We start from the raw sequence: 23,477 nt of genomic DNA, 5'->3' as shown, positions 1-23,477 counted from the left end.
CTACAGGCGACGAGCGAAAGAAGAAAGAAGCGGGATCCCGGATCAAGTCCGGGATGACGGTGTGGAGAGAGCAGCGCCCACCAAATCACGTCACCCCGGGCTTGACCCGGGGTCCCGCTGCTTCACCCTAAGCCGCTTCCACGCCCAGCTGCCACAGCACGAACGCGTTCTCTTCCGCGGCTTCCTTCAGGCTCTCCCACCGGCCCGACTTGCCGCCATGCCCCGCGCCCATCTGGGTCTTCAGCACCAGCACATGGTCGTCGGTCTTCATCGCGCGCAGCTTCGCGGCGAACTTGGCTGGCTCCCAATAAGTGACGCGCGGGTCGTTGAGGCCGCCGCCGATCCACAGCGCGGGATAGGCCTGCGCCTTGACGTTGTCATAGGGCGAATAGCTGCGGATTAGATCGAAGGCCACCTTGTCCTCGATCGGGTTGCCCCATTCGGGCCATTCGCCGGGGGTCAGCGGCAGGGTGGCGTCGAGCATCGTGTTGAGCACGTCGACGAACGGCACGTCGACCACCGCCACGCGCCACAGATCGGGATCGGAGTTGATGACCGCCCCCATCAGCTCGCCGCCCGCCGACCGTCCGGCGATGGCGATGTTGCCGGCGCTCGTGAAGCCGCGCTCGATCAGCCCCTTCGCCACGTCGACGAAATCGGTGAACGTATTGGTCCGCTTGTCGAGCTTGCCGTCGAGATACCATTGCTGGCCGAGGTCGTCGCCGCCGCGAATATGCGCGATCGCGAACGCGACGCCGCGGTCGAGGAAGCTCATCCGGCTGGTCGAGAAGCCCGGTGGCACCGCATAACCGTATGCGCCATAGGCATAGAGATAGAGCTTGCCCGACCCGTCGCGCGGGAAGTCCGCCGGATAGACGATTGAGCACGGGACCTCCGTGCCGTCGCGCGCGGTGATCTTCAGCCGCTCGGTCGCGTATTTGGCCGCGTCATAGCCGGAAGGGATTTCCTGGACCTTCAACACCTCCATTTCGCCGGTGCCGACATGATAGTCGTAGACGGTGCCCGGCGTGACCATCGATTCATAGCCAAGCCGCAGCGTCTGGATGGCGTATTCGGGATTGTCGCCGACGCCGGCGACATAGCTCGCCTCCGGGAAGGGAATGCGCGTCGGCTCCCCGCCCGAATACTGGTGCAGCTCGATCTGGTCGAGCCCGTCCTCGCGTCCCTCGACCACGAAGAAGTCGCGGAAGCAGGTCACATCGGTCATATAGAAATGCCGGCTAGGCCCGATCCGCTCCACCCACTCGGTCGGGTTGTCGAGGGTCGCGGTCACCAGCCGGAAATTGGGATCGACGTCGTTGGTGTGGATGAACAGCGTGCCGTCATGCTCGTCCACGTCGTACTCGCGCCCCACCTGACGCGGCGCGACGCAGAGCAAAGGCGCGGTCACGTCGTCGGCGGGGAGCAGATAGACCTCGCTCGTCACGTGATCGCCCGCCGCGATGACGATGAACCGCTGCGACTGGGTTTCGCTGACGCCGACGCGGAAACCCTCGTCGGCCTCGCGATAAAGCTCGGTCTCCTCTGCCTGCCCCAGCCGATGCAGCATCACCCGGTCGGTGCGCCACTGTTCGTTGGCGGGGGTGTAGAGCAGGGCCGTGCCATCCGCGGTCCAGACCAGCGCGCCCAGCGTGCCGGGGATGACGTCGGGCAGGTGCTCGCCGGTGGACAGGTCCTTGATCCGCGCCTCGAACCGCTCCGAGCCATCTACGTCGGTGGCATAGGCGAGCAGCCGCCCGTCGCGGCTGATCGAGAAAGCGCCGAGGTTGAAATACTCCTTGCCCTCGGCCAGCGCCGGCTCGTCGAGGATCAGTTCGTCCGCGCCGCCCGCGACGGGCCGCCGCCACCAGCGCCGATACTCGCCGCCCTCTTCGAAATCGGTCCAGTAGAGCCAGTCGCCGTCCTTTTGCGGCACGGTCGACTCGTCTTCCTTGATGCGGCCGCGCATTTCCTTGAACAGCGTGTCGGCCAGCGGCTTCAAGGGCGCCATCACCGCGTCGTGATAGGCATTCTCGGCCTTCAGATAATCGAGGATTTCGGCGTCCTTGACCTCGGGATAGCCGGGGTCGCGCAGCCAGGCATAGGGGTCGTCGATCGTCTGCCCATGGGCGGTGAAGCTATGGGCACGCTGCGCCGCGATCGGCGGCTGGGGAAGAGCGGTCATGCCCTCCCCTAGCCGCGAGCGTGACGCCGCAGCAAGGGGACGATGACCGCGAGCAGCACCGCCATCGCCGCGATGGCGGACAGGCTTGTCACCGGATCCTCGACGACGAAGGCGACGACCAGCGCGGTGTTGACGAGGGCGGAGAAGATCGCGGGCAGCGGAAAGAGCGGCATCTTCCAGGGGCGTTCGAGCGTGGGCTCACGTCGACGGAGGACGATCGCCGCCAGATTGACCGCAACGCCCACCATCGCGAGCAGCACGGCACTGAACGCCAGCAGCGTCTCATAGACCCCAACCAGCGCGAGGAGCGCCCCGCCGATCGCCGTCGCCGCCAGCGCCGCGCGCGGCGTGCCGCCCTCGGCCACGCCCGCCAGCCGCTCGACCCCGAAACTGCGCCCCATCGCAAACAGAATGCGCGGCAGGAACATCAGCATCACGCCCAGGATCGTGACCAGCGACACCAGCGACACGACCGTCATGCCCGTATCCGCCCGCGCGCCCATCACCCGGCCCGCCGCATCGGCGGCAACCAGCGTCGATCCCGCCATCTGTGCTGGGGTCAGCACATGCAGCATCGCAGCGTTCAGCCCCACGAATACCGCCGTCACCAGCGCAATGCCGACGAACGTCCCGCGCACCAGCCCGCGCGGATTGCGCAGTTCCTCTGCGAAATAGGCTGCGCTGTTCCAGCCATAATAGGTACCGTAGACCGCTCTCAGCGCCGCGATCCCGGCGGCGAGCGTGATGACGCCGCTCGGGCTCGCCGCCGCCGGTCCCTGCGGCTCGCCGCGCGCGAAGGCTAGCACCGCGATCAGGCCCATGAATAGCACTGCCTTCAGCGCACTGCCCGCCTCCTGCGCCCGCGCCGCCGACTTGGTGCCCCGCCATTGCAGCGCGAACATGATCGCGATCAGCAGCACCGACAGGACCGGGATCGGCAACCCGCCGTCGATCTTCAGCCGCCCCAGATATTCGGCGAAGACCACGGCGATAAACGCGACCGCGCCCAGATTGCCCAGCCAGTCGGCCAGCCCCGCCGCCAGCCCCGCGACCGGCCCGAACGCGCGCCGGACGAACGCGAACGGTCCGCCCGCCTCGCCGGTCGAGGCGCCGAGCTCAACCGTCGAGCAGGCATCCACCGCCGCGATCGCCCCGCCCACCAGCCACAGCGCCAGGATCAGCGTCGCATCCGGCACGGCTGCGGCGACGAGGCCCGGTGTGCGCAGGATGCCCTGCCCGATCGTGCCGCCGACGACTGCCGCCACCGCGAACGCCGCGCCCAGCACGCGCAGCAATCTCGTTCCGCTCACCCCTGCCGTCCCCATGCCTCGACTTCGCAAGCGCCAAGGCGGTAAGGGATGCGGCAAAGGAGTTCCAGCCCATGTCCACCCATGCCGACCGCCTTGGGGCGCTGCGCGAGCAACTGAAGCGTCAGTCGCTCGACGGCTTCGTCGTGCCGCTCACCGACGAGCATCTGTCCGAATATGTCGGCGCCTATGCCCAGCGGCTCGCCTGGCTGACGGGGTTCGAGGGATCGGCGGGGACCGCCGTCGTGCTGCCGGCGAAGGCGGCGATCTTCACCGACGGCCGCTATACGATTCAGGTACGCGAGCAGGTGTCGGCCGATCACTGGAGCTTCGTGGGCGTGCCGGCGACGAGCGTGTCGGGCTGGCTGGCCGAACATGCCCCCGATGGCGGCCGGATCGGCTACGACCCGTGGTTGCACACCCGCGCCTGGGTCGATGAAGCACGCCGCGCGCTGGCCGCCAAGGGCGCCGAACTGGTGGCGGTCGAGGGCAATCCGATCGATGCCGTATGGGCCGGGCGCCCCGACATGTCGCCCGCGCCGCTCGACGCCTATCCTGACGACCTTGCCGGGCGCAGCTCGGCCGACAAGCGCGGCGAGATCGCCGAGTGGCTGGCCTCCAGCCACGCGGACGCCGTCGTCCTGTCGGCGCTGGACGCGATCGCCTGGACCTTCAACGTGCGCGGCAAGGATGTGGAGAGCACGCCGGTCGCGCTTGCCTATGCGATCGTCCATGCCGACGCGACCGCCGACCTGTTCGTCGACGAGGGCAAGCTGACCGATGACGTGCGCCGCCACCTCGGCAACGCCGTGCGCCTCCATTCGCGCGGCGCGTTCGCCGGGGCGCTGGGGCAGTTCGCGGGCAAGCGGGTGGTTGCCGATCCTGCCGGCTCGGTCGCCGCGATCATCGACGCGCTGGAGGCCGGCGGGGCCAAGGTCGTGGCGATGCGCGATCCCGTCGTGCTTGCCAAGGCGATCAAGAACCCGGCCGAAGTCGCCGGCCACGACGCCGCCCAGCTTCGCGATGCGGGCGCGATGGTGCGCTTCCTCAAATGGATCGAGGCGGCGGCGCCGAAGGGTGGGCAGACCGAACTCACCGCCGCCGCCAGGCTGCGAGAATTTCGTGAAGCGACCGGCGCGCTGCGCGACGTGTCCTTCTCGACCATTTCCGCCACCGGCCCGCACGGCGCGATCCCGCATTATCACGTGACCGAGGAATCGAACCTGCCGATCGAGCCGGGCCAGCTCTTCCTCATCGACTCGGGCGGCCAGTATCTCGACGGCACCACCGACATCACGCGCGTCGTGCCCGTGGGCGAACCGACCGCAGAGATGCGCGACCGGTTCACCCGCGTGCTGAGGGGTCACATCGCCATCGCGACCGCGCTGTTCCCCGAGGGAACGGTGGGCGCACAGCTCGACAGCTTCGCGCGCCGGCCGCTTTGGGAAGCGGGGCTCGATTACGCGCACGGCACCGGCCACGGCGTAGGCGCTTACCTGTCGGTGCATGAGGGGCCCCAGCGGATCGCCGCGCCCAACTACCCCGGTGGCGGCCCTGCCGAACCGCTGAAGGCCGGCATGATCCTCTCGAACGAGCCGGGCTACTACAAGGCGGGCGAGTACGGCATCCGCATCGAGAACCTGATCCTGATCGAACCGCGTGACATCGCGGGGGCCGACCGGCCGATGCTCGGCTTCCGCACGCTCACCTTCGTTCCGATCGAGCGCGATCTGATCGACCCGGCGCTGCTATCGACCGACGAATTAGCGTGGCTGAACGCCTACCACGCCGAGGTGATGGCGAAGGTCGGACCGACCCTCGACGACGAGCATCGTGCGTGGCTCGAAGCGAAGTGCGCGCCGATCGGCTGATCGGAACGGCCACCCCGGCAACGCGCCGGGGTGGCCCGTCATTCAACCCAAAGCCCGCTGGATCAGCGCCTCGGTCGAGGCGTCGAGGTCCTGGTCGCCCGCATCCGCCGCGCGCGCCATTTCCTTGCCGAGCTCGACGCCGAACTGGTCGAACGCGTTGATGCCGAGGATCGCGGCATTCACGAACGTGCGGTGCTCGTAGAACGCGATCAGCGCGCCCAGCGTCCGCGGGTCGAGCGTGTCGAGCAGCAGTGTCGAGGACGGCCGGTCGCCCGGATAGGCGCGCGCCTTGTCCGCATGGTCGCGGCCCTTCATCAGCGCCGCGCCTTGCGCGAACGCATTGAGGAGGAGTTGGCGGTGATGCTGCTCGTCGAGCGTATCCGCCGCCTCGATCACCGCGAGAAACTCGACCGGCACGACATGCGTGCCCTGATGCAGCAGCTGGAAAACCGCATGCTGGCCGTCGGTGCCGACGCCGCCCCAGGTGATCGGCGCGGACGGGCGATCGAGCGGCACGCCCTCGGCCGTCACGCCCTTGCCGTTCGATTCCATCTCCAGCTGCTGGAGATAGTCGGGCAGCAGCCGCAGCCGCTCGTCATAGGCGAACACCGCGCGGGTCGAGAGGCGGCGGACCTGCGTGTAATAGAGATCGGCAAATGCGGCGAGCACCGGCGCGTTCTGAGCGGTCTCGGTGAGGCGGAAGTGGCGGTCCATCTCCGCCGCTCCCTCCAGCAGTTCCTCGAACGCGTCCCAGCCGAGCGCCATCGCCGCCGGGAAACCGATCGACGACCAGAGCGAATAGCGCCCGCCGACGCTCTCGCTGAACGGCAGGATGCGCGTCTCGTCCACGCCCCACTCGACCGCCGCCTGCGGATTGGCGGTCAGCGCGATGACGCGGCCATAGGGGTCCTCGACCCCCGCCTCGGTCAGCCAGCCGATCGCGCTTTCGGCGTTCAGCATCGTCTCGGTCGTGGTGAAGGTCTTGGACGCGACCGCGATGATCGTCGCGTGCGGGTCGAAATGCTCAAGCGCGTTTTCCAGCGCGAGGCCGTCGACGTTGGAGACGATCGCGACATCGTAATGCATCCCCTCCTGCCCCAGCGCGCTCACCAGCAGGTCGGGGCCGAGCGCCGATCCGCCGATGCCGATGTGGAGGACGTGCTGGATCGGGCCGAGTGCTTCGCCCTCGATCGCGTCGATCAGCGCGCGCATTCGCGCGTGCTGCGCCTTGGCGCGGGCAACGCTCTCGGGCGCGCCCTCATAGCGCTCCGCGGTATGCTCGACCGCGCGGCCCTCGGTCACGTTGACGACTTCGCCCGCGAACAGCGCGTCGCGCTTGGCGGGCAGCCCCGCCTCGTCCGCCAGCACGGCGAAGTCGGCGATCAGTTCGGGCGTCAGGTGCGTCTTCGACCAGTCGAAATGGATGCCCGCGACGTCGAGCGTAAGGCCGTCCAGCCGGTCGCCCTTCTCGAACAGCTCGGCAAGCGTGGGACGCGGGGCGGCTTCGATCTTCGACCAGTTCGGCATGGGCATCTCCCTTGGATGCGTCGCCCTCTAGCGCGCCCGGCGCCGCCGCAATACCCCTTCAGTCGCGCCAGACGCGCTCGAACCGCTGGCCGAGGCCGGTAAGCAGCTCGTACTGCGACCGCCCCGCCGCCTTGGCCCATGCGGGCAGGTCGATGACGAAGCGCACCGTGTCGCCCTCCGCGATCCCGCTGGCGGCGCGGGCGTCGAGCGCGATCAGGTCCATCGACACGCGGCCGAGGATCGGGAGCGCCGCCCCCTCCCACATCGCGACCGCCGCCGGGCCGAGCGCGCGCGGGAAACCGTCGGCATAGCCGAGGTTGATGACGATAACGGGCGTATCCTTGCTCGCGGTCCAGGTCGCGTTGTAGCCCACCGTCGCGCCCGCGGGGACGAGGCGGCGTTGCAGCACCTCCGCCTCGATCGCCGCGACCGGTCGGATCTGTATCGCCAGCGCGTCGCACGGCACGCCGCCATACAGCGCGATGCCCGGCCGCGTCAGGTCGAACGCATAGTCGGGTCCGAGTGCGATCCCGGCAGAATTGGCGAGGCTCAGCCGCCGCGCGTCGGTCCTGCCGGCGAGCGCGGCGAGTCCGGCACGCTGGCAGCCGTTCATCGCCGACGCTTCCTCGGCACAGGCGAGATGGCTCATCAGCGTTTCGACGCCGACGCCGTCCAGCAGCGCCGTGTCCTGGGCGGCGAGGCCGAGCCGGTTCATGCCCGTATCGATCATCACGTCGCACGCACCCCCGCCCGCCGCGCGCCACCGCGCCACCTGCTCGACCGTATTCAGCACCGGCCGCGCGGGCAGGTCGCGGGCAGCGGCCATGTCGCGCTCGCGTACGCCGTGCAGGACCGACAGCGACAGGTCATGCTTGGCGACGAGGTCGGCGAGCGCCGCCGCCTCACCCCAGGTTGCGACGTAGAAATCGCGGCAGCCCGCGCGGGCCAGCCGCTCGACGACCCCCGCCGCACCGAAGCCGTACCCATTCGCCTTCACCGCCGCACCGCACGCCGCACCGCCACCAAGCCTGCGCAGCGCCTGCCAGTTATGGACGAGCGCCGCGCCGTCGAGCGTCAGGCGCGAAGGGGCATCGTTCGCGAACACCGCGCCCCGCTAGCGCGTTCGTGTTAAAGGGGGAAGCCGTACACCCGCGAAAGCGGAAGCACCGCGCCGTACCCCGCCACTCAATCCCGCGCCTCGGCCCCCAGCGTTTCCTTCAGGCCCACGCCCACCACGACCAGCGCCATCGCCGTCACTGCAAAGGTGTACCAGAGCCCCGCATAGGGATCGCCCGTCCTCGCCACGATATACTGGCTGATGAACGGCAGGAATCCGCCGAAATAGCCCGTGCCGATGTGATAGGGGATCGACATCGACGAATAGCGGATGCTCGGCGGGAACATCTCCGACAGCACCGCCGCAACTGGGCCGTAGGTCGCGCCCGACAGCGCCGACAAGCCGACGATCGCGATCAGGATGACGATGAGGTTCCGGCCGGTCGGCACCACCTTGTCGAGATTATAGCCCCCCGCCGACAGCGCCGCGTCGAGGCCCGCCGGCGACAGGTCGGCGACCGGCACGCCGCCGATCGACACCGCGACATAGGCCGCCTTCGCCTTGGTATAGGCGACGCCCTTTTTCGACAGGTGGTCGAGAACCTGGCCGCACGCGTCCGTCTGCTTGGCGGCGAACACGTCATAGGCGCATTGCGGCCCCGCGACGATGACGGGGGCGCGCCGCGCCGCCTCGGCCAGCCCCGGGTTGGCGGCGCTGCCGATCATCCAGAACAGCGGGAAGAGGAACAGCAGGCTGGCGATCAGGCCGATGACGATCGGCGGCTTGCGCCCCACCCGGTCGGACAGCCGACCGAACAGGATGAACCAGAAAAGCCCCGCCGCCGCGCCCGCACCGGTGATGATCTGCGCGGTCGTCTCCTCGACGCGCATCGGGCCGGTCAGGAAGGAAAGGACGCTGAACATCGCGGTGTACCAGATGACCGTCAGGCCCGCGGCGATGCCGAACAGCGCGACCAGCAGCCGCCGCTTGTTGCCCGGATGCGTGAAGCTCTGGACGAATGGATTGCCCGCCAGTGTGCCGGCCGCCTTCATCGCCTTGAACACCGGGCTTTCGGAGAGCTTGAACCGCATCCACAGCGACACGGCGAGCAGCAGGATCGAGAAGACGAACGGCAGCCGCCAGCCCCATGCCTGCCACGCCTCCGCGCTCATCGAGGCCTTGAAGCCGAGCACGACGACGAGGCTGAGGATGAAGCCGCCCGCGACGCTCGCCTGGATGAAGCTGGTATAGAAGCCGCGCTTGCCCGGCGGCGAATGCTCCGCGACATAGATCGCCGCGCCGCCATATTCGCCGCCCAGCGCCAGACCCTGCGCAATCCGCAGCAGGATGATGAGCGCAGGCGCCGCCAGCCCGATCGACGCGGCCGATGGGATGAAGCCCACCCCCGCGGTCGCCACGCCCATCAGCGTGATCGTGACGAGGAAGGTGTATTTGCGCCCGAGCTTGTCGCCCAGATAGCCGAACAGCACCGCGCCCAGCGGCCGAAACCCGAACCCCACCGCAAAGCCGGCCCAGGCGAGAAGCGCCTGCATGACCTCGCTGCCCGCCGGGAAGAACGTCCGCCCGATGATGCCCGAGGCGGCGAGCGTGCCGTAGATGAAGAAGTCGTACCACTCGAACACGGTGCCGAGCGACGAGGCGGTGATGACGAGCCGGATGTCGGACGCACTCGGCCCGGCGCTCACCGTTTCGCCGTCCACCTGCTCGATCGAAGCCATCTCGTCCCCTGCCCTGTCGTTTCCCCCGGTTTAGCGGAGCGTGCGCGTCGGGCAAGGCGGGGTTTGGCTTGCCCCGGACCCCACCCCTCCCTGACAAGGGAGGGGTGGGGTGGGTCGGCTAGCTTGGGGCGATCCGCCCGCCAATCACAGGCCGACCCACCCCCAGCCCCTCCCTTCCAGGGAGAGGAGTCGGTCGCGCCCGGAGCGGCGTCCCTCTAGCTCAGCCGCGCGAGCGCCGCCAACAGCCGCTCGGCCTCCGCCGCCTTGTCGGTGTGGTCGGCGCGCGCCTTTTCCACCGCCTCGGGCTTCGCCCGCTCGATGAAGCTCGGGTTCGAGAGCCGGCCCGCCAGCGAATCGCGCTCCTTCGCCGCCGCCGCGATCGCCTTGGCGAGCCGCGCGCGCTCGGCGTCGAGGTCGATCACGTCGCCGATCGGCAGCATGTAGGTCGCGCCGTCGACCACGACCTGAAGGGAGCCGCCGGCCGGCGCCTCCCCATCGGCCAGATCGACGCGCGCCAGCCGGGCGATTGCGGCCGCCTGTCGCCCGAGCTGCGCGATCGTCGCTTCGTCGCTGCCGCCCACGTGCATCGGCAGCTTTGCCCCCGGCGGCACGCCCAGCTCCGTCCGCGCCGCGCGCACTTCGCTCACCAGCCGGATCAGCCAGTCAATCTCCGCCCGCGCGGCCGGGTTCAGCGCGCGCGCGTCGGGCATCGGCCACTTGGCGACGATCAGGTCGTGCTCGCGTTCGCCCAGCGCGTGCCACAGCTCCTCGGTAATGAACGGCATGAAGGGGTGCAGCATCACCAGGATCTGATCGAGCACCCAGCCGGCGACCGCCTTCGTCTCCTCGTCGATCGCGCCCTTGATGAGCTCAAGGTACCAGTCGCAGAAACGGCTCCAGACGAACTGGTAGATCGCGTTGGCTGCCGCGTCGAAACGCAGGTCGGCGAGCGCGAGGTCGAGCGCCTGCACCGTCTCCACCGTCCCGGCGATGATCCACTTGTTGACCGCGTGGGTCGCGGCGGGCGGCTCCAGCCCCGTCGACGCGCCGATGCCGTTCGCCATGGCGAAGCGCGTCGCGTTCCACAGTTTGGTCGCGAAATTGCGGTATCCCTCGACCCGGCGCTCATCCATCTTGATGTCGCGGCCCTGGCTTTCCATCGCCGCCATGAAGAAGCGCAGCGCATCCGCGCCGTAGCGGTCGATCAGGCCGAGCGGATCGACGGTATTGCCTTTCGACTTCGACATCTTCGCGCCGTCCGCCGCGCGGACGAGGCCGTGGAGGTAGAGCTTGCGGAACGGCACCTCGCCGAGGAAATGCATCCCCTGCATCATCATCCGCGCATCCCAGAAGAACAGGATGTCGAACCCGGAAATCAGGATATCGTTGGGATAGCGCCCCGCCGCCCGCGGGTCCGCCTCCGGCCAGCCCAGCGTCGCGAACGGCCACAGCGCGGAAGAGAACCAAGTATCGAGGACGTCGGGGTCCTGCGTCAGCGCAACGCCCTCGCCAGCCTCGACCTGCGCGGCTTCCGCCGTTTCAGCGACGAAGATGCGACCGTCGTCGGCGAACCAAGCCGGAATACGGTGCCCCCACCACAGCTGCCGGCTCACGCACCAAGGTTGGATGTTCTCCATCCAGTTGAAGAACGTCTTCTCCCACGTCTTCGGCACGATCTCGATCGCGCCCGAGCGGACCGCCTCGATCGGCCCCTTCGCCAGGGTCGCTGCGTCCACATACCATTGGTCGGTCAGCCACGGTTCGATCACCACGCCCGATCGGTCGCCGAAAGGCGTCTGGATCGTGCGCGGTTCGGCGTCGTGTTCGGCGCCTTCCTTGTCGATGTGCGGGATGAGGAAACCGTCGGCCTTCAGCCGCTCGACCACCGCCTCGCGCGCATCGAAGCGATCAAGGCCCAGCAGATCCTCGGGCACGCCGCCGCACTGGACGATCCGCGCCTTGGCATCGAGCATATTGAGCATGTCGCGCGCCTCGATCCCGGCGCGGCGGCCGACCTCGAAGTCGTTGAAGTCGTGGCCCGGCGTGATCTTCACCGCGCCGGACCCCAATTCGGGATCGGCGTGCTCGTCGGCGACGATCGGGATCAGCCGCCCGGTGATCGGCAGGCGCACCTTCTTGCCTACCAGCGCGGTGTAGCGCGCATCCTCGGGATGCACCGCCACCGCCATGTCGGCGAGCATCGTCTCGGGGCGCGTCGTCGCGACCTCGATATGGCCCGACCCGTCCTCCAGCGGATAGCGGATGCGCCAGAAGCCGCCCTTCACCTCGCGCGTCTCGACTTCGAGGTCCGAAATCGCGGTGCCGAGGCCCGGGTCCCAGTTCACCAGCCTTTTGTCGCGATAGATCAGGCCTTGGCGATGCAGCTCGACGAACACCTTGAGGACGGCCTTCGAAAAGCCCTCGTCCATCGTGAATCGCTCGTTCGCCCAGTCCATCGAGCAGCCAAGCCGGCGAAGCTGGCGGGTGATCGCGCCGCCGCTCTCGCCCTTCCATTCCCAGACCTTCTCGACGAACGCATCGCGGCCGAGGTCGGTGCGCTTCACCCCGTCCCGGGCGAGGTTGCGCTCCACCACCATCTGCGTCGCGATGCCGGCATGGTCGGTGCCGACGACCCAGCGCGCATCCTTGCCCTGCAACCGGGCGTGGCGGACGAGAATGTCCTGCAAAGTGTTGTCGAGCGCGTGGCCGATGTGGAGCGAACCCGTCACGTTCGGCGGCGGGTTGACGATCGTCCACGGCTCGGCGCCGGGGCGCTCGGGGCGGAACAGGCCGCCCTCCTCCCAATGCGCGTACCAGCGCGTTTCGATGGCGGCGGGGTCGAAGGTCTTGGGCAGCTCGGTCATGGCCCCGCTCTATCCGAGCGCGCGCCGATGACAAGTCAGGCGATGCCGTTCGGCCCGTCGAGCAGCGCCTTGATGCGCGCGGACAGGTCGGCGCGGCGATAGGGCTTTCGCACCAGTTCGAACGCGCGGCTGTCCTCGTCCAGCGCGCGGTCCGAGTAACCCGTCGTCAGTAGGACGGGCAGATTGGGGAACTCGCGCCGGATCGTCTGCGCCAGCGCGACGCCCGTCATGCCGGGCATGACGATATCGGTGAAGACCAGCGCGAACTGCCCGCCGCCGCGCAGCACTTCCAGCGCGCGCGCGGCATTGTCGACATGCTCAACGGTGTAGCCCAGGTCCTCCAGCATCGCGCGGCCGAGCTCGGCAACCTGCGGCTGGTCCTCGACCATCAGGATCGTCTCGCCGCCGCCGACATTGCGGAGCACCGGGCCGGGCTTGGCATCGACCATGCCGCGCGCCCGGGGAAAATAGAGCGTGAAGCGCGCGCCACCGCCCGGCAGATTCTCCGCCGCGACGCCGCCGCCCGACTGGCGCATGAAGCCATAGACCATCGACAGGCCCAGGCCCGTGCCCTTGCCCACGCCCTTGGTCGAAAAGAAGGGGTCGAAGATCTTGTCGAGATTCTCTTCCTCGATCCCGCGCCCGCTGTCGGTCACAGAAAGCGAGACATATTCCCCCGCCTCCAGCCCCGGCGCGAGCGCGCCGTCGGTCACGACATTCTCGGTCGCGATCGTGACATGGCCCGCCCCGTCCATCGCGTCATGCGCGTTGGAAACGAGGTTGAGCAGCGCCATCTCCGCCTGCACCGGATCGATGCGGCTGTTCCAGAGGTCGTCGGAAAGCGTCCGCTTCAGCGTCACCTCGCCGCCCAGGTTGCGCTGGATGATCGGGCTGAAATCGGAAACCAGCGTGTTGAGGTTGAGCAGCCGGTCGCGCAGTTCCTGCTTGCGGGCAAAGGCAAGGAGCTGCTGCGTCAGCGTGGCCCCCCGATTCGCCGCCGCGCCGATCGCCTCGATCGCCCGGCGCGCGGGCCGGTCGTTGGCATCGATCCGCCCGTCGAGCAGGTCGACATAGCCGAGCACGACCTGAAGGAGGTTGTTGAAATCATGCGCGATGCCGCCGGTCAGCTTGCCGACCGCCTCCATCTTCTGCGCCTGATGCAACGCCTCCTCGGCCTCCTTGCGACGCGAGATGTCGAGCTGGCTGCCGAAGAAATAGATGAGCTTGCCGCTGGCATCGAACACCGGCGACACGAACAGCGCGTTCCAGAAGGTCGAGCCGTTCTTGCGATAGTTCAGCACCTCGACCGCGACTTCTTCCTGGCGGGCGATCGCGTCGCGCACCTGGTCGATCACGCTCTGATCGGTCTCCGGACCCTGGAGAAAGCGGCAATTGTGGCCGACGATGTCCGCGGGCGTATAGCCCGTCATCTTCACGAACGCTTTGTTGCAGAAGACGATCGGATTATCCGGCCGGTTCGGATCGGTGACGATCATCGGCATCCGCGTCGTCTCGACCGCGGCGAAGAAGATGTCGTGACGCGCGCCTTCCGGCGGCGACGCATCGGTCAGATGCGGCGCCGGGACGTGGAGCACCCCGGGGATCATCGTATCCCCCGGCACCTTGTCCAGGTCGTCGTCACTCATGTCGGGGCGAACCTTTGGCAACGCGCTTGGTTGCGCGCAACCCCGACAACATACTTTAGGGTGACCTTAGCCCGTCTGCCGACCGACGATCCGCTCGATCTCGCGCGCCACCATCGTCTCGACGATTCGCGGCAGGTTGGCGTCGAGCCATTCGCTGAGCATCGGCTTCAGCATCTCGCGGACCATCCCCTCCAGCGTATCGGTGCCGGGGGTTTCGGGCTTGACGATCAGCCGCGACAGCGCCTCGAGCTGTCCGCGCGTCGCCTGTGCGGCGCGGGCGGACAGGATCGCAGGATCGGGCGCGGCGGCGGCGCGCGGCGGTTCCGCGGGCACCGGGTCGGGCCGCGGCGCCTCGACGCGGGGCGGCTCGGGCGGGGTGACGGGTTCGTTAAGTTCGAGCACCGTCTCCGGCGCCTCGTCCTCTTCGGGTTCGGCGACGGTCGGCGGCGCGGGGCGACCGATGCGGCGGCCACGCGGCGACTGCGGGTCGCCCTCTTCGGCGATGATCCGTTTGATCGACGAGAGGATGTCCTCCATCGACGGTTCGTTGCTCAGATCCCCCATGTCTTCCTCGCCGCCCTCAAACCCCCGGCCCCTGTCAGCGCGGTGGTCTGACGCCACCTGACGGATTGGCGGGGTCGGTGTCAACGGGGCGCTGCAACTGCGGCTCCAGCGCGCGGGTCACGATCGGCGTCTGCGCGGGGGCATCGACGGTCCGCGTGCCCACCGGGCGCGGCGTCGGATCGTCGTCGTAATCGAACCACGCCTTAGCCACGCGCTTGTAATCGGTGAGTGGATCATAGAGCGCGCCGCCGTCGAGGCCGAGGTCCTCCGCCTCCGCCCGGCCCATCGCCGCGAGCAGCGCGAAGCCCGCGACATAGGCATCGCGGCGGGCGGACACGAGATTGACCTGGCTGTTGAGCAGCTCCTGCTCGGCGTTCAGCACCTCGATGATCGTGCGGTTGCCGACGCTGTTCTCGGCCCGCACGCCCTCGAGGCTCAGACGGTTTGCGGCGACCGCGGCCTCCGACGCCTCGATCACCCGCTGCGACGACTGCCAGTTGGCGAAGGCGGTGCGCGCCTGCGCGATGACGCCGCGCTCGGTCGCGGTCACCTGTTCGATCGCCTGCCCCTGACGCGCCTGCGCCTGGCGCACCTGCGCGGCCGGACGCCCGCCCTGATAGATCGGCAGCGTCAGGCTTACGCCCGCCTGCGCGGAGGTGCCCGACTGCGGCACGCTGGTCCCCACCACCGACGAGGGCAGCGAGCCCAGATAGTTGAAATAGCTGCCGCCCGCGAACAGATCGGCCTGCGGCAGCCGCGCGCCGCGCGCCGCACGCACGTCGAGTGCGGCGGCGTCGCGGTTGTGCTCGGCCGCCTCCAACGCAGGGTTGTTGTTGAGTGCGGTGCTGACCGCCGCCTGCGGATCGGCGGGCAGGTTGGGAAGCGGCGGCGGCGGCGCGAGCTGCCCTGGTACCGCGCCCACCACCTGCAGATAGCCCTCGCGGCTGGCGATCAGCTGCGCCTCGGCGATGCGAAGCTGGCCGATCGCGCCCGACAGCCGCGCTTCGGACTGGGCGACGTCGGTGCGGGTCAGGTCACCCACTTCGAACCGATCGCGCGTCGCCTGAAGATTGACCTCGAGGCTGCGGACGTTCTGGCGGTTGAGCTCGACCGTCGCCTCGTCGCGGATCACGTCGTTATAGGCGGCGACGACATCGGTGAAGAGATTGGCTTCGGTCGTGCGCAGGTTCGAGCGCCCCGCCAGCACCCGCGTCTTGGCCGCGGCGACCGAATTGCGGATGCGCCCGCCGGCGAACACGGTCTGCGTCACCTGTCCATCGGCGGTCAGCGCCTGATCGGGCTGGAGGAAGGCGTTCTGCCCCTGGACGAGGAAACGGGTGTAATTTCCGCGTACGCCGACCTGCGGCAGCGCATCGGCACGGGCAAGCGGCACCCCTTCGTTGGTGGCGCGCAGATTGGCGCGCTGACCGGCAAGGACGGGGCTGTCGCTATAGGCACGGAGTAGCGCGTCGCGCAGCGTCGTCGGCGTGGCGGCGGTCGCGGGCGCGCCCTCCGGCGCCGGGTCCGCGGGCGGCGGCGTCACCGTCTGCGCGGCGGCCGGTTCAGCGACCGCCGTCAGGCTGCACGCCATCGTTCCGGCCAGAAAGGCCAGTCGCATCCCCCTCATCATCCCCGTCTTTCGTTATGCTCCCGCCGCCGATCCTATCCGATCGCGCGAAAGCGGTGCAATCCTAAAGGTTTCCGAACTTGAACCCGCGCGGCTTCTCGAACCCGGGCAGGATCGGGCAGGCGCAATCGGCGAAATCGACGAGGCCGAAGCCCGACACGCCGCGAGCGCCGGTCGCCAGCCGCGTGACGCCGCGATCGACAAGCCCGGTGGCAAGGCGCGCACCCGGATGCGCCTGCTGGAACAGGCAGGCGGGCAGTTCCTCGATCGCGCCGTCGACGACGATCAGGTCGTAGGGCGCACCCGCTTCCCAGCCGGCGTTGAGCGGCCCTTCGACCACTTCGACATTATGAATGCCGGCCAGCGCCGCGCGCGCATGGGCGGCAAGCTCGGGCTGTTCCTCCAGCGCGACGACGTGCCGCGCCAGCTTGGCGAGCAGCGCCGCGGCATAGCCGCCGGCCGCACCCACCAGCAGCACCTTGTCGCCCGGCTGCACCCGCGCCTCGGTCAGGAGACGGCCGGTCGCCAGCGGATTGTTGTGGCGGCGGCCATGGCCCAGATCGACCATCGTGTCGGCATAGGCGAAGCGCGCGGCGCTGGCGGGCAGGAACCGCTCGCGCTCGACCTGCGCCATCGCGGCGACCACCCGCGGATCGTTGACCGCGCTCGTGCGCAGCTGGCTGGCCACCATGGCATTGCGCAGCGCCTCGCCGTTCTCCAGCACAGATGCTGTATCGAGGGTGGTCGTCATCATGTCCGCCTTTTCGCACAACCGTATTAGGTGTGCAATACACTAGTTGATCCCGCCGCTTCTATCGCGGCGAAACCCTCGCGCCAAGCTGTTGCACCGAAAGCGCAGGCATCGGCGGCAGTGTCCGATTCCGGGCGGCGGCGGGCGCGATCCGCTAGAGCCGCTCGACCGCACGGCGCAGGCGGCGCAGCATCTGGATGTCGCCCGCCGGGGCCGCCGCCGCCTCGCCCGCCAGCGCCATCAGCCGCACCGCGCCGAAGCTAGCGGCAAGCCCCTTCAGGCGCCACGCGCCCTGCCGCCACGACTCGCCGTCCTCGGCGGTCAGCATCACGTGCAGTGCGCGCTTGGCGCTGTCGAGAAAGGCTTCGCGCAACTCGGCGATCAGCGCGGGTTCGTCACCCACCGCCGCCGCCAGGGTCGCATCGATCGCTCCGGGGTCATAGGCCATCGCAAATGAAGGTAAACGCCGGGGGGTTAATTCATGGTTTCGCTCGCCGACCGACCGCTTTGTGATAGAGAGTGGGCATGAACGGGGGTTCGCGCACCATCGACTTCCACGCCGACCGGGCGGCCCAGCCTGCGGACGAGGACAATATCCTGCCCTTGGAGCGGGAGGCGATGGTGCCCGACGCCTATGACCCGCCCCGGCCCGATCCGACCGCGCGACTCGCGATGATCGCCGCGATCGGGGTGACCGTCGTCTGGCTCGGCTGGTGCCTCTGGTCGCTGTTCGCCGCGCCGCTGCCCGTCGCGCTGATGCCCGCCGCCACGATTCAGCTCGCCGCGGCGATCCTGGCCCCGCCGGCGCTCGTTGCGATCCTCTGGCTGGTCGCGCGCCGCGGCGGCGACGCCCGCGCGCGCCGGTTTGCCGGGCTTCAAGCCGCGATGCGCGCCGAGGCCGACCTGTTCGAGGCGCGGATGGGCCAGCTCTCTGAACGGCTCGCCGCCGACCGCGCGCTGCTCGACCAGCATATGCGCGAACTGATGGAGACGGGCGACAGCGCGACTGCGCGGATGCAGGCGGTATCGAACGCGATGACCACCGAAGTTGCCTCGATCCACGGTGCCGCGCGCGTGCTGGGCGAATCGACCGAGGCGGCGGGCAAGCGGCTGGCGATCCTGATGGCGCAACTGCCCAAGGCGCAGGGAGAGGTCGACGCGCTCGCCCACACCTTCGGCGAGATCGGCATGGAGACGGGAGAGCGCGTGTCGGCGCTCGACGCACAGCTTGCCGCGTTGGCCGAGCGCGGGCGCCACGCCGACGAGGTCGCGGGCGGTGCCGCCCAGCGCCTTGCTGCGCATATCGCCCGGATGGAGGCGACCAGCGAGAGCGCGGGCCAGCGGCTGGAGGACGTAGCGGCCAAGACCTCGCTCGAAGTCGATGCCGTGCTCGACCGCGCCGCCGCCGCGATCGACGAGGCGCGCCGCGGCATCGCCGCGCAGGGCGAGGCGACAACCGCGATGCTCGCCGCCAACCAGGCCGCGCTCGACGGCCATGCCCAGGCCGGGCTCGAACGGCTGCGCGAGCGGATTGCACATGTCGAAGCAAGCATCGGCCGTATCGCCGACGCGCTCGACGCCGAGCATGTCCAGGCGGGCGCGCTGTTCGAGACGCTCGACACCAACGTCGCGCGCGCGACCGCGCAGCTCGACCTGCTGCACGAGACCGGCAACGCCCGCGCGCTGTCGCTGGCGCAGCATGTCGCGACCGTCACCGCCGGGCTCGACGCGATGCGCGATGCGATGACCGGCGGCGATGCGGTCGCACAAGCGACGATGCAGACGGCGGAAAGCCTGCTTACCGCGCTCGATGCGGCGACGCGCGAGATCGACGAAACGCTGCCCGAAGCACTCGGCCGGCTCGACGCACGCGTCAGCGACAGCCGCCGGATCGTCGCCGCGGCCAAGCCCGAACTGCTCGCGCTCGTCACCGCCGCCGAAAGCACGCACGGCGCGATCGAGGCGATCAACGACGTCGTCGCGACGCAGCGCGACACGCTGGTCAAGCTGTCCGCCGCGCTGGTGGAGGCACTGGGTACCGGCAGCGACCGGATCGAGGGCATCCAGGCGACGATCGAACAGACGATCGCCGACACCCGCGACTTCGCCGATGGCGCCGCGCCCAAGCTGGTCGAGGCGCTGGTCCGCATCCGCGAAACCGCCGGGGCCGCCGCCGATCACGCGCGCAAGACGCTGGGCGCGGTCATTCCGGAGACGGCGGCGCAGCTCGAACATGCGGCGGTCGAGCGGTTCGCCCACGCCTTCGACGATGCGGTCGCACGCCAGCTCGGCCTGCTCGCGCAAGCCGCCGACGACGCCGTGCGTGTCGCGGCCCGCGCCGCCGACCGGGTGGGCGAAAAAACGCTCGCTATCGCCGAGGCATCGGCCGTCGTCGAGAGCCGCATCGAGGCGGCAGAGGCGGCGCGCGAGGCGGCCGAGCGCGACAGCTTCGCTCGCCGCGTATCGCTGCTGATCGAGGCGCTCAATTCCGCCGCGATCGACATTACCAAGGCGCTGTCCGCCGATGTCGCCGACACTGCCTGGGCCGCGTATCTGAAGGGCGACCGCGGCGTCTTCACCCGGCGCGCGGTCCGCCTGCTCGACCCCGCGGACCTCCGCGAAATCGCGGCGCTGTACGACGCCGACGACGGCTTCCACGATCAGGTCAATCGCTACATCCACGATTTCGAGGCGATGCTGCGGCTCGTGCTGGCGCAGCGCGACGGATCGCCGATGGGCGTGACGCTGCTTTCGAGCGATTCGGGCAAGCTCTACGTTGCGCTGGCGCAGGCGATCGAGCGGCTGCGGACGTGAGGCAACTCGTCCTGCCGCTGTCGCTCCTGTTGATCGGGGCGGCGCCCGTCGAACCGCGGTGGGAGCGGATCTTCGACGGCCGGAGCCTTGCCGGCTGGACGCCCAAGATCACTGGCCAGGCGGCGGGCGAGGATGCGCTCGGCATGTTCGTCGTGCACGGCGGCGCGATCCGCGTGTCGCACGCCAACTATCGCAAGTTCGCCGGCGAGTTCGGGCACCTGTTCTGGAAGACGCCGCTAAAGGCCTATCGCCTGAGGCTCGACTATCGCTTTTTCGGCCAATCGCTGACCGGTATCGCCGACTGGCAGGCGAGCAATTCGGGCGTGATGATTGATGCGCAGGCGCCCACGACGATGGCGCGCGACCAGCAATTTCCCGTCAGCCTCGAAGTCCAGTTGCTTGGCAGTCCCCGCCCGACGCCCGAGCCGACCGGCAATCTCTGCACGCCCGGCACGACGGTCGTTTTCGCCGGCAAGCGCGACCTTCGCCATTGCATCCTGTCATCGGGCCCGATCCTGCCCAATGGTCACTGGGTCCGCGCCGAGGTCGAGGTTCCGCCGGACGGGCGGATCACTCACCGCATCGATGGCAAGGTCGTGCTGACCTACAGCGCCCCGCAACTCGACGCCGCAGATGCCGATGCGAAGCCGCTGATCGAAGCCGCCGGCGGCGCGCTTGCGCTGCGCGGCGGCTATATCGCGCTGCAAAGCGAGGGCCACCCGGTCGAATTCCGCAACATCGAAGTGCAGCGGCTCGACTGAGCGCCTACCGTCCGGTGAAGTCGAGCATGTCGGCCGTTACCCAGCCGAACAAGTAATTGGCATAGAACAGCCCGAACAACGCGCTCCCGACGATCGTCGTCCACAACACGATCCGTCCGAAGGGAAAGCGCACGGGCGCACTGTCGGCCTGCCCCGGCACCTTCGCCACCCCCGCCTCTTCGCTGGTCCGCGCGAAGAAGGGGAGGACGAAGAACAGCGACAGGAACCAGAACAGGAACCAGATCGCGAGGGCGGACTGCCAGCGCATGCCCGCGTCAGCCGATCATCAGCACGTCGACAACGGGCTTCTTGCCCGTCCAGCGGGTCGCGACGCGGCGGGCGGCCAGGCGGATCGCCTCGCGCCTTTTGTCGAAATCACGCTCGCCCTTCTTCAGAACCTCGACCACCGCATCGGCGACCTCGTCGAGGAACGGCTCGCGCTCTTCCTCGACCGGCACGCCCTGCACGCGAACCTGCGGCTCGCCGAGCAGGCGACCGTCGCGATTGAAGGCGACCGCGACCGACATGTGGCCATAGCTGGCGAGGCGTCGGCGCTCGGCCATCGTCGCGCCATCGGCGGGCAGGATGATGTCGCCGTCGAGCGCGAGCCGGCCGACGGTGGCAAAGCCGATCCGCTTCGGCGCGCCGGGCGCGAGGCGGATCACGTCGCCGTCCTTGTTCGACACCGCGGTGGGAATGCCGTTGGCGAGCGCGAAGCGCGCATGCTCGGCCAGATGCCGCACCTCGCCATGGACGGGCACGAGGATCTCGGGCCGGATCCACTTGTACATCGACTGGAGTTCGGGGCGCCCCGGATGGCCCGATACATGGACGAACGCCTGCCGGTCGGTGACGAGGTCGACACCCTGTTCGGCCAGCTGGTTCATGATCCGGCCGATCGCCACCTCGTTGCCGGGAATCTGCTTGGACGAGAAGATGACGCGATCGCCCTCCTCCAGGCGGATCGGGTGGTTCTTGTCGGCGATGCGGGCGAGCGCGGCTCGCGCCTCCCCCTGCCCGCCGGTTGCGACGATCAGCACCTTGCCGCGCGGCAGCTTCATCGCGGTTTCCCAGTCGACCGTCTCGGGGAAATCCTTGAGATACCCCGTCGCGCGCGCGACCTTAACGATGCGGTCGAGCGACCGGCCCGCCAGGCACAGCTTGCGATCGGTATCGCGTGCGCAATCAGCCAGCGTCTGAAGCCGCGCAGCGTTGGAGGCGAAGGTGGTGACGACGACACGCCGCCCGGCGGACTCGCCGATCGCGCGGTTCAGCCCCTCGCGCACGTCCGCTTCCGACCCCGATGCCTCGGCATTGAAGACGTTGGTCGAATCGCAGACGAGCGCGAGCACGCCCTTGTCGCCGATCGCGGTCAGTTCCGCCGCGGTCGAGGGCGTGCCGATTCCCGAGGTCTCGTCGATCTTCCAGTCGCCGGTGTGGAGGACGTTGCCCTGCGCCGTCTCGATCAGCAGCGCATTGCCCTCCGGGATCGAGTGGGCGAGCGGCACGAACGTCACCTTGAAGGGCTTGAGGTTCACGCTGCCGCCGACCTCGACGATCTTGAGCTTGATCTGATCGGAGACGCCCTCTTCGTCGAGCTTGCCGCGGATCAGGCCGGCGGTGAACGGCGTGGCATAGATCGGCACGCCGAGATCGGCGGCGAGATAGGGGAGCGCGCCGATATGGTCCTCATGCCCGTGCGTCACGACGATACCGACGAGATCGTCGATGCGATCCTCGATGAAGGAGAGATCGGGCAGGATCACGTCGATGCCGGGATAGCCCGGATCGGCAAAGGTCACGCCGCAATCGACCATCAGCCATTTGCCGGCGGTGCCATAGAGATTGACGTTCATGCCGATCTCGCCCGATCCGCCGAGCGCGACGAAAAGCAGTTCGTTCTTGGGTGTCACTTCATTCCTGACGTTGGATTGGCTGCCAGTTCATACCGGGCAGCAAGCGCGCGGCCCATCGGCCGCCTTTTGATTAGATATGGCGATGCTGCCACAGGATCGCCAGCCCCTGAATCGTGAGGTCGGGCTCGACCGCGTCGAACGCGTCGGTGTGCCCGTCGAACAGGATCGCGAGGCCACCGGTGGCGATGATTCGCGCCGGCCGCCCGATCTCGGCGCGAAGGCGCGCGACCAACCCCTCGATCATCGCGACATAGCCCCAGAAGATGCCGATCTGCATCTGGCTGACGGTCGTGCGGCCGACAACGCTCGGATCCTCGGGCGCCTCGATCGCGATGCGTGGCAGCTTGGCGGCGGCGGCGACCAACGCGTCGAGCGACAGGTTGATGCCGGGCGCGATGATCCCGCCCTTGTACGCCCCCGAATAGTCGGCGACGTCGAACGTGGTGGCGGTGCCGAAGTCGATGATGACGAGGTCGCCGTCATATTTCTCGTGCGCGGCAATGACGTTGAGCGCGCGGTCGGCGCCGACATTGCCCGGTTCGTCCACGTCGAGCGCGATGCCCCAGGGAATGTCGCGCCCGGCGACCAGCGCGGGGCTGCCGAAATACTTCTCCGCCAGCACCTCCAGATTGTGGAGCGCCCGGGGCACGACGGTGCCGATCATGACGCCCTCGACATCCTCGCGCGCGAACCCTTCCAACGCCAGCAACTGGTTTAGCCAAACGACGTATTCGTCGGCCGTCCGGCGCGGGTCGGTGGCGATGCGCCAGCGCGCGCGGATCGCGCGGCCCTCGTCGACCAGCGCGAAGACGACATTGGTGTTGCCGGCGTCGATCGCGAGCAGCATG

At 68.8% G+C, this 23,477-nt stretch carries 17 protein-coding genes; 3 read left to right on the top strand and 14 right to left on the bottom strand.

All coding sequences use genetic code 11. The annotated features are described in order from the left end of the window. Positions 1 to 127: 127 nt before the first annotated feature. Together FHR19_RS02840 and FHR19_RS02835 are read right to left on the bottom strand one after the other, a co-directional pair. Entirely contained in the window at positions 128 to 2,185 is a 2,058-nt protein-coding gene (locus tag FHR19_RS02840) for a S9 family peptidase (RefSeq protein ID WP_184024041.1), read from the bottom strand. Positions 2,186 to 2,193: 8 nt separating this feature from the next. Continuing rightward, positions 2,194 to 3,495 (bottom strand): amino acid permease, encoded by a 1,302-nt coding sequence (locus FHR19_RS02835; RefSeq protein WP_184024039.1) that lies wholly within the window; start codon positions 3,493 to 3,495, stop codon positions 2,194 to 2,196. 71 nt (positions 3,496 to 3,566) lie between these two features. On the opposite strand from FHR19_RS02835, the gene FHR19_RS02830 reads away from it, so the two are divergent. Continuing rightward, positions 3,567 to 5,363 carry an aminopeptidase P family protein gene (locus FHR19_RS02830; protein WP_184024037.1) on the top strand — a complete coding sequence of 599 codons (1,797 nt, stop codon included), beginning with the start codon at positions 3,567 to 3,569 and terminating at the stop codon, positions 5,361 to 5,363. Positions 5,364 to 5,405: 42 nt separating this feature from the next. Here the strand turns inward: FHR19_RS02830 and pgi are convergent, their stop codons facing one another. The 9 genes from pgi to FHR19_RS02785 form a co-directional block, all read right to left on the bottom strand. Next, the gene (gene pgi, locus FHR19_RS02825) at positions 5,406 to 6,890 is read right to left on the bottom strand and encodes a glucose-6-phosphate isomerase (protein ID WP_184024035.1); all 1,485 of its coding nucleotides are present in this window, start codon (positions 6,888 to 6,890) and stop codon (positions 5,406 to 5,408) included. Positions 6,891 to 6,948: 58 nt separating this feature from the next. Continuing rightward, entirely contained in the window at positions 6,949 to 7,995 is a 1,047-nt protein-coding gene (alr, locus tag FHR19_RS02820) for an alanine racemase (RefSeq protein ID WP_184024033.1), read from the bottom strand. Between the two features lie 80 nt (positions 7,996 to 8,075). Continuing rightward, complete coding sequence (locus tag FHR19_RS02815) at positions 8,076 to 9,686, bottom strand: MFS transporter (protein ID WP_184024030.1); 1,611 nt, start codon at positions 9,684 to 9,686, stop codon at positions 8,076 to 8,078. 215 nt (positions 9,687 to 9,901) lie between these two features. Then, positions 9,902 to 12,550 carry a valine--tRNA ligase gene (locus FHR19_RS02810; protein WP_184024027.1) on the bottom strand — a complete coding sequence of 883 codons (2,649 nt, stop codon included), beginning with the start codon at positions 12,548 to 12,550 and terminating at the stop codon, positions 9,902 to 9,904. A gap of 35 nt (positions 12,551 to 12,585) precedes the next feature. Continuing rightward, on the bottom strand, positions 12,586 to 14,196 hold the full coding sequence (locus FHR19_RS02805) for a histidine kinase famiy protein (RefSeq protein WP_246359264.1): 1,611 nt from the start codon (positions 14,194 to 14,196) through the stop codon (positions 12,586 to 12,588). Between the two features lie 66 nt (positions 14,197 to 14,262). Then, positions 14,263 to 14,760 carry a DUF2497 domain-containing protein gene (locus FHR19_RS02800; RefSeq protein ID WP_184024024.1) on the bottom strand — a complete coding sequence of 166 codons (498 nt, stop codon included), beginning with the start codon at positions 14,758 to 14,760 and terminating at the stop codon, positions 14,263 to 14,265. A gap of 34 nt (positions 14,761 to 14,794) precedes the next feature. After that, on the bottom strand, positions 14,795 to 16,378 hold the full coding sequence (locus FHR19_RS02795) for a TolC family outer membrane protein (protein WP_425505946.1): 1,584 nt from the start codon (positions 16,376 to 16,378) through the stop codon (positions 14,795 to 14,797). 73 nt (positions 16,379 to 16,451) lie between these two features. Further along, positions 16,452 to 17,141 carry a protein-L-isoaspartate O-methyltransferase family protein gene (locus FHR19_RS02790; protein ID WP_184024021.1) on the bottom strand — a complete coding sequence of 230 codons (690 nt, stop codon included), beginning with the start codon at positions 17,139 to 17,141 and terminating at the stop codon, positions 16,452 to 16,454. 151 nt (positions 17,142 to 17,292) lie between these two features. After that, entirely contained in the window at positions 17,293 to 17,586 is a 294-nt protein-coding gene (locus FHR19_RS02785; protein WP_184024018.1) for an Hpt domain-containing protein, read from the bottom strand. Positions 17,587 to 17,663: 77 nt separating this feature from the next. Here FHR19_RS02785 and FHR19_RS02780 point away from each other — a divergent pair, with 77 nt between their 5' ends. Both FHR19_RS02780 and FHR19_RS02775 read left to right on the top strand, forming a co-directional pair. Beyond that, positions 17,664 to 19,952 carry a coiled-coil domain-containing protein gene (locus tag FHR19_RS02780; protein ID WP_184024015.1) on the top strand — a complete coding sequence of 763 codons (2,289 nt, stop codon included), beginning with the start codon at positions 17,664 to 17,666 and terminating at the stop codon, positions 19,950 to 19,952. After that, complete coding sequence (locus FHR19_RS02775; RefSeq protein ID WP_184024012.1) at positions 19,949 to 20,713, top strand: 3-keto-alpha-glucoside-1,2-lyase-like domain-containing protein; 765 nt, start codon at positions 19,949 to 19,951, stop codon at positions 20,711 to 20,713. The genes FHR19_RS02780 and FHR19_RS02775 overlap by 4 nt, the downstream gene beginning before the upstream one ends. Before the next feature lie 4 nt (positions 20,714 to 20,717). Here the strand turns inward: FHR19_RS02775 and FHR19_RS02770 are convergent, their stop codons facing one another. The 3 genes from FHR19_RS02770 to FHR19_RS02760 form a co-directional block, all read right to left on the bottom strand. Next, on the bottom strand, positions 20,718 to 20,981 hold the full coding sequence (locus FHR19_RS02770) for a DUF1467 family protein (RefSeq protein WP_184024009.1): 264 nt from the start codon (positions 20,979 to 20,981) through the stop codon (positions 20,718 to 20,720). Positions 20,982 to 20,988: 7 nt separating this feature from the next. Next, positions 20,989 to 22,626, bottom strand: coding sequence for a ribonuclease J (locus FHR19_RS02765; RefSeq protein ID WP_343053135.1), 1,638 nt, complete (start codon positions 22,624 to 22,626; stop codon positions 20,989 to 20,991). Positions 22,627 to 22,699: 73 nt separating this feature from the next. Beyond that, complete coding sequence (locus FHR19_RS02760; RefSeq protein WP_184024006.1) at positions 22,700 to 23,476, bottom strand: type III pantothenate kinase; 777 nt, start codon at positions 23,474 to 23,476, stop codon at positions 22,700 to 22,702. Position 23,477 lies beyond the last annotated feature (1 nt).

Origin of the sequence: Sphingomonas yantingensis (assembly GCF_014199325.1) — a bacterium.
In the GTDB taxonomy this organism is placed as follows: Bacteria; Pseudomonadota; Alphaproteobacteria; order Sphingomonadales; family Sphingomonadaceae; genus Sphingomonas; species Sphingomonas yantingensis.
This window is presented reverse-complemented; position numbering and strand designations above follow the sequence as displayed.

Excerpts from the sequence above, each read along its gene's own strand:
- FHR19_RS02840 (WP_184024041.1), bottom strand. The coding sequence starts at position 2,185 with ATGACCGCTCTTCCCCAGCCGCCGATCGCGGCGCAGCGTGCCCATAGC.
- FHR19_RS02830 (WP_184024037.1), top strand. The coding sequence starts at position 3,567 with ATGTCCACCCATGCCGACCGCCTTGGGGCGCTGCGCGAGCAACTGAAG.
- pgi (WP_184024035.1), bottom strand. The coding sequence starts at position 6,890 with ATGCCGAACTGGTCGAAGATCGAAGCCGCCCCGCGTCCCACGCTTGCC.
- FHR19_RS02815 (WP_184024030.1), bottom strand. The coding sequence starts at position 9,686 with ATGGCTTCGATCGAGCAGGTGGACGGCGAAACGGTGAGCGCCGGGCCG.
- FHR19_RS02810 (WP_184024027.1), bottom strand. The coding sequence starts at position 12,550 with ATGACCGAGCTGCCCAAGACCTTCGACCCCGCCGCCATCGAAACGCGC.
- FHR19_RS02805 (WP_246359264.1), bottom strand. The coding sequence starts at position 14,196 with ATGAGTGACGACGACCTGGACAAGGTGCCGGGGGATACGATGATCCCC.
- FHR19_RS02800 (WP_184024024.1), bottom strand. The coding sequence starts at position 14,760 with ATGGGGGATCTGAGCAACGAACCGTCGATGGAGGACATCCTCTCGTCG.
- FHR19_RS02795 (WP_425505946.1), bottom strand. The coding sequence starts at position 16,378 with ATGCGACTGGCCTTTCTGGCCGGAACGATGGCGTGCAGCCTGACGGCG.
- FHR19_RS02790 (WP_184024021.1), bottom strand. The coding sequence starts at position 17,141 with ATGATGACGACCACCCTCGATACAGCATCTGTGCTGGAGAACGGCGAG.
- FHR19_RS02785 (WP_184024018.1), bottom strand. The coding sequence starts at position 17,586 with ATGGCCTATGACCCCGGAGCGATCGATGCGACCCTGGCGGCGGCGGTG.
- FHR19_RS02780 (WP_184024015.1), top strand. The coding sequence starts at position 17,664 with ATGAACGGGGGTTCGCGCACCATCGACTTCCACGCCGACCGGGCGGCC.
- FHR19_RS02770 (WP_184024009.1), bottom strand. The coding sequence starts at position 20,981 with ATGCGCTGGCAGTCCGCCCTCGCGATCTGGTTCCTGTTCTGGTTCCTG.
- FHR19_RS02760 (WP_184024006.1), bottom strand. The coding sequence starts at position 23,476 with ATGCTGCTCGCGATCGACGCCGGCAACACCAATGTCGTCTTCGCGCTG.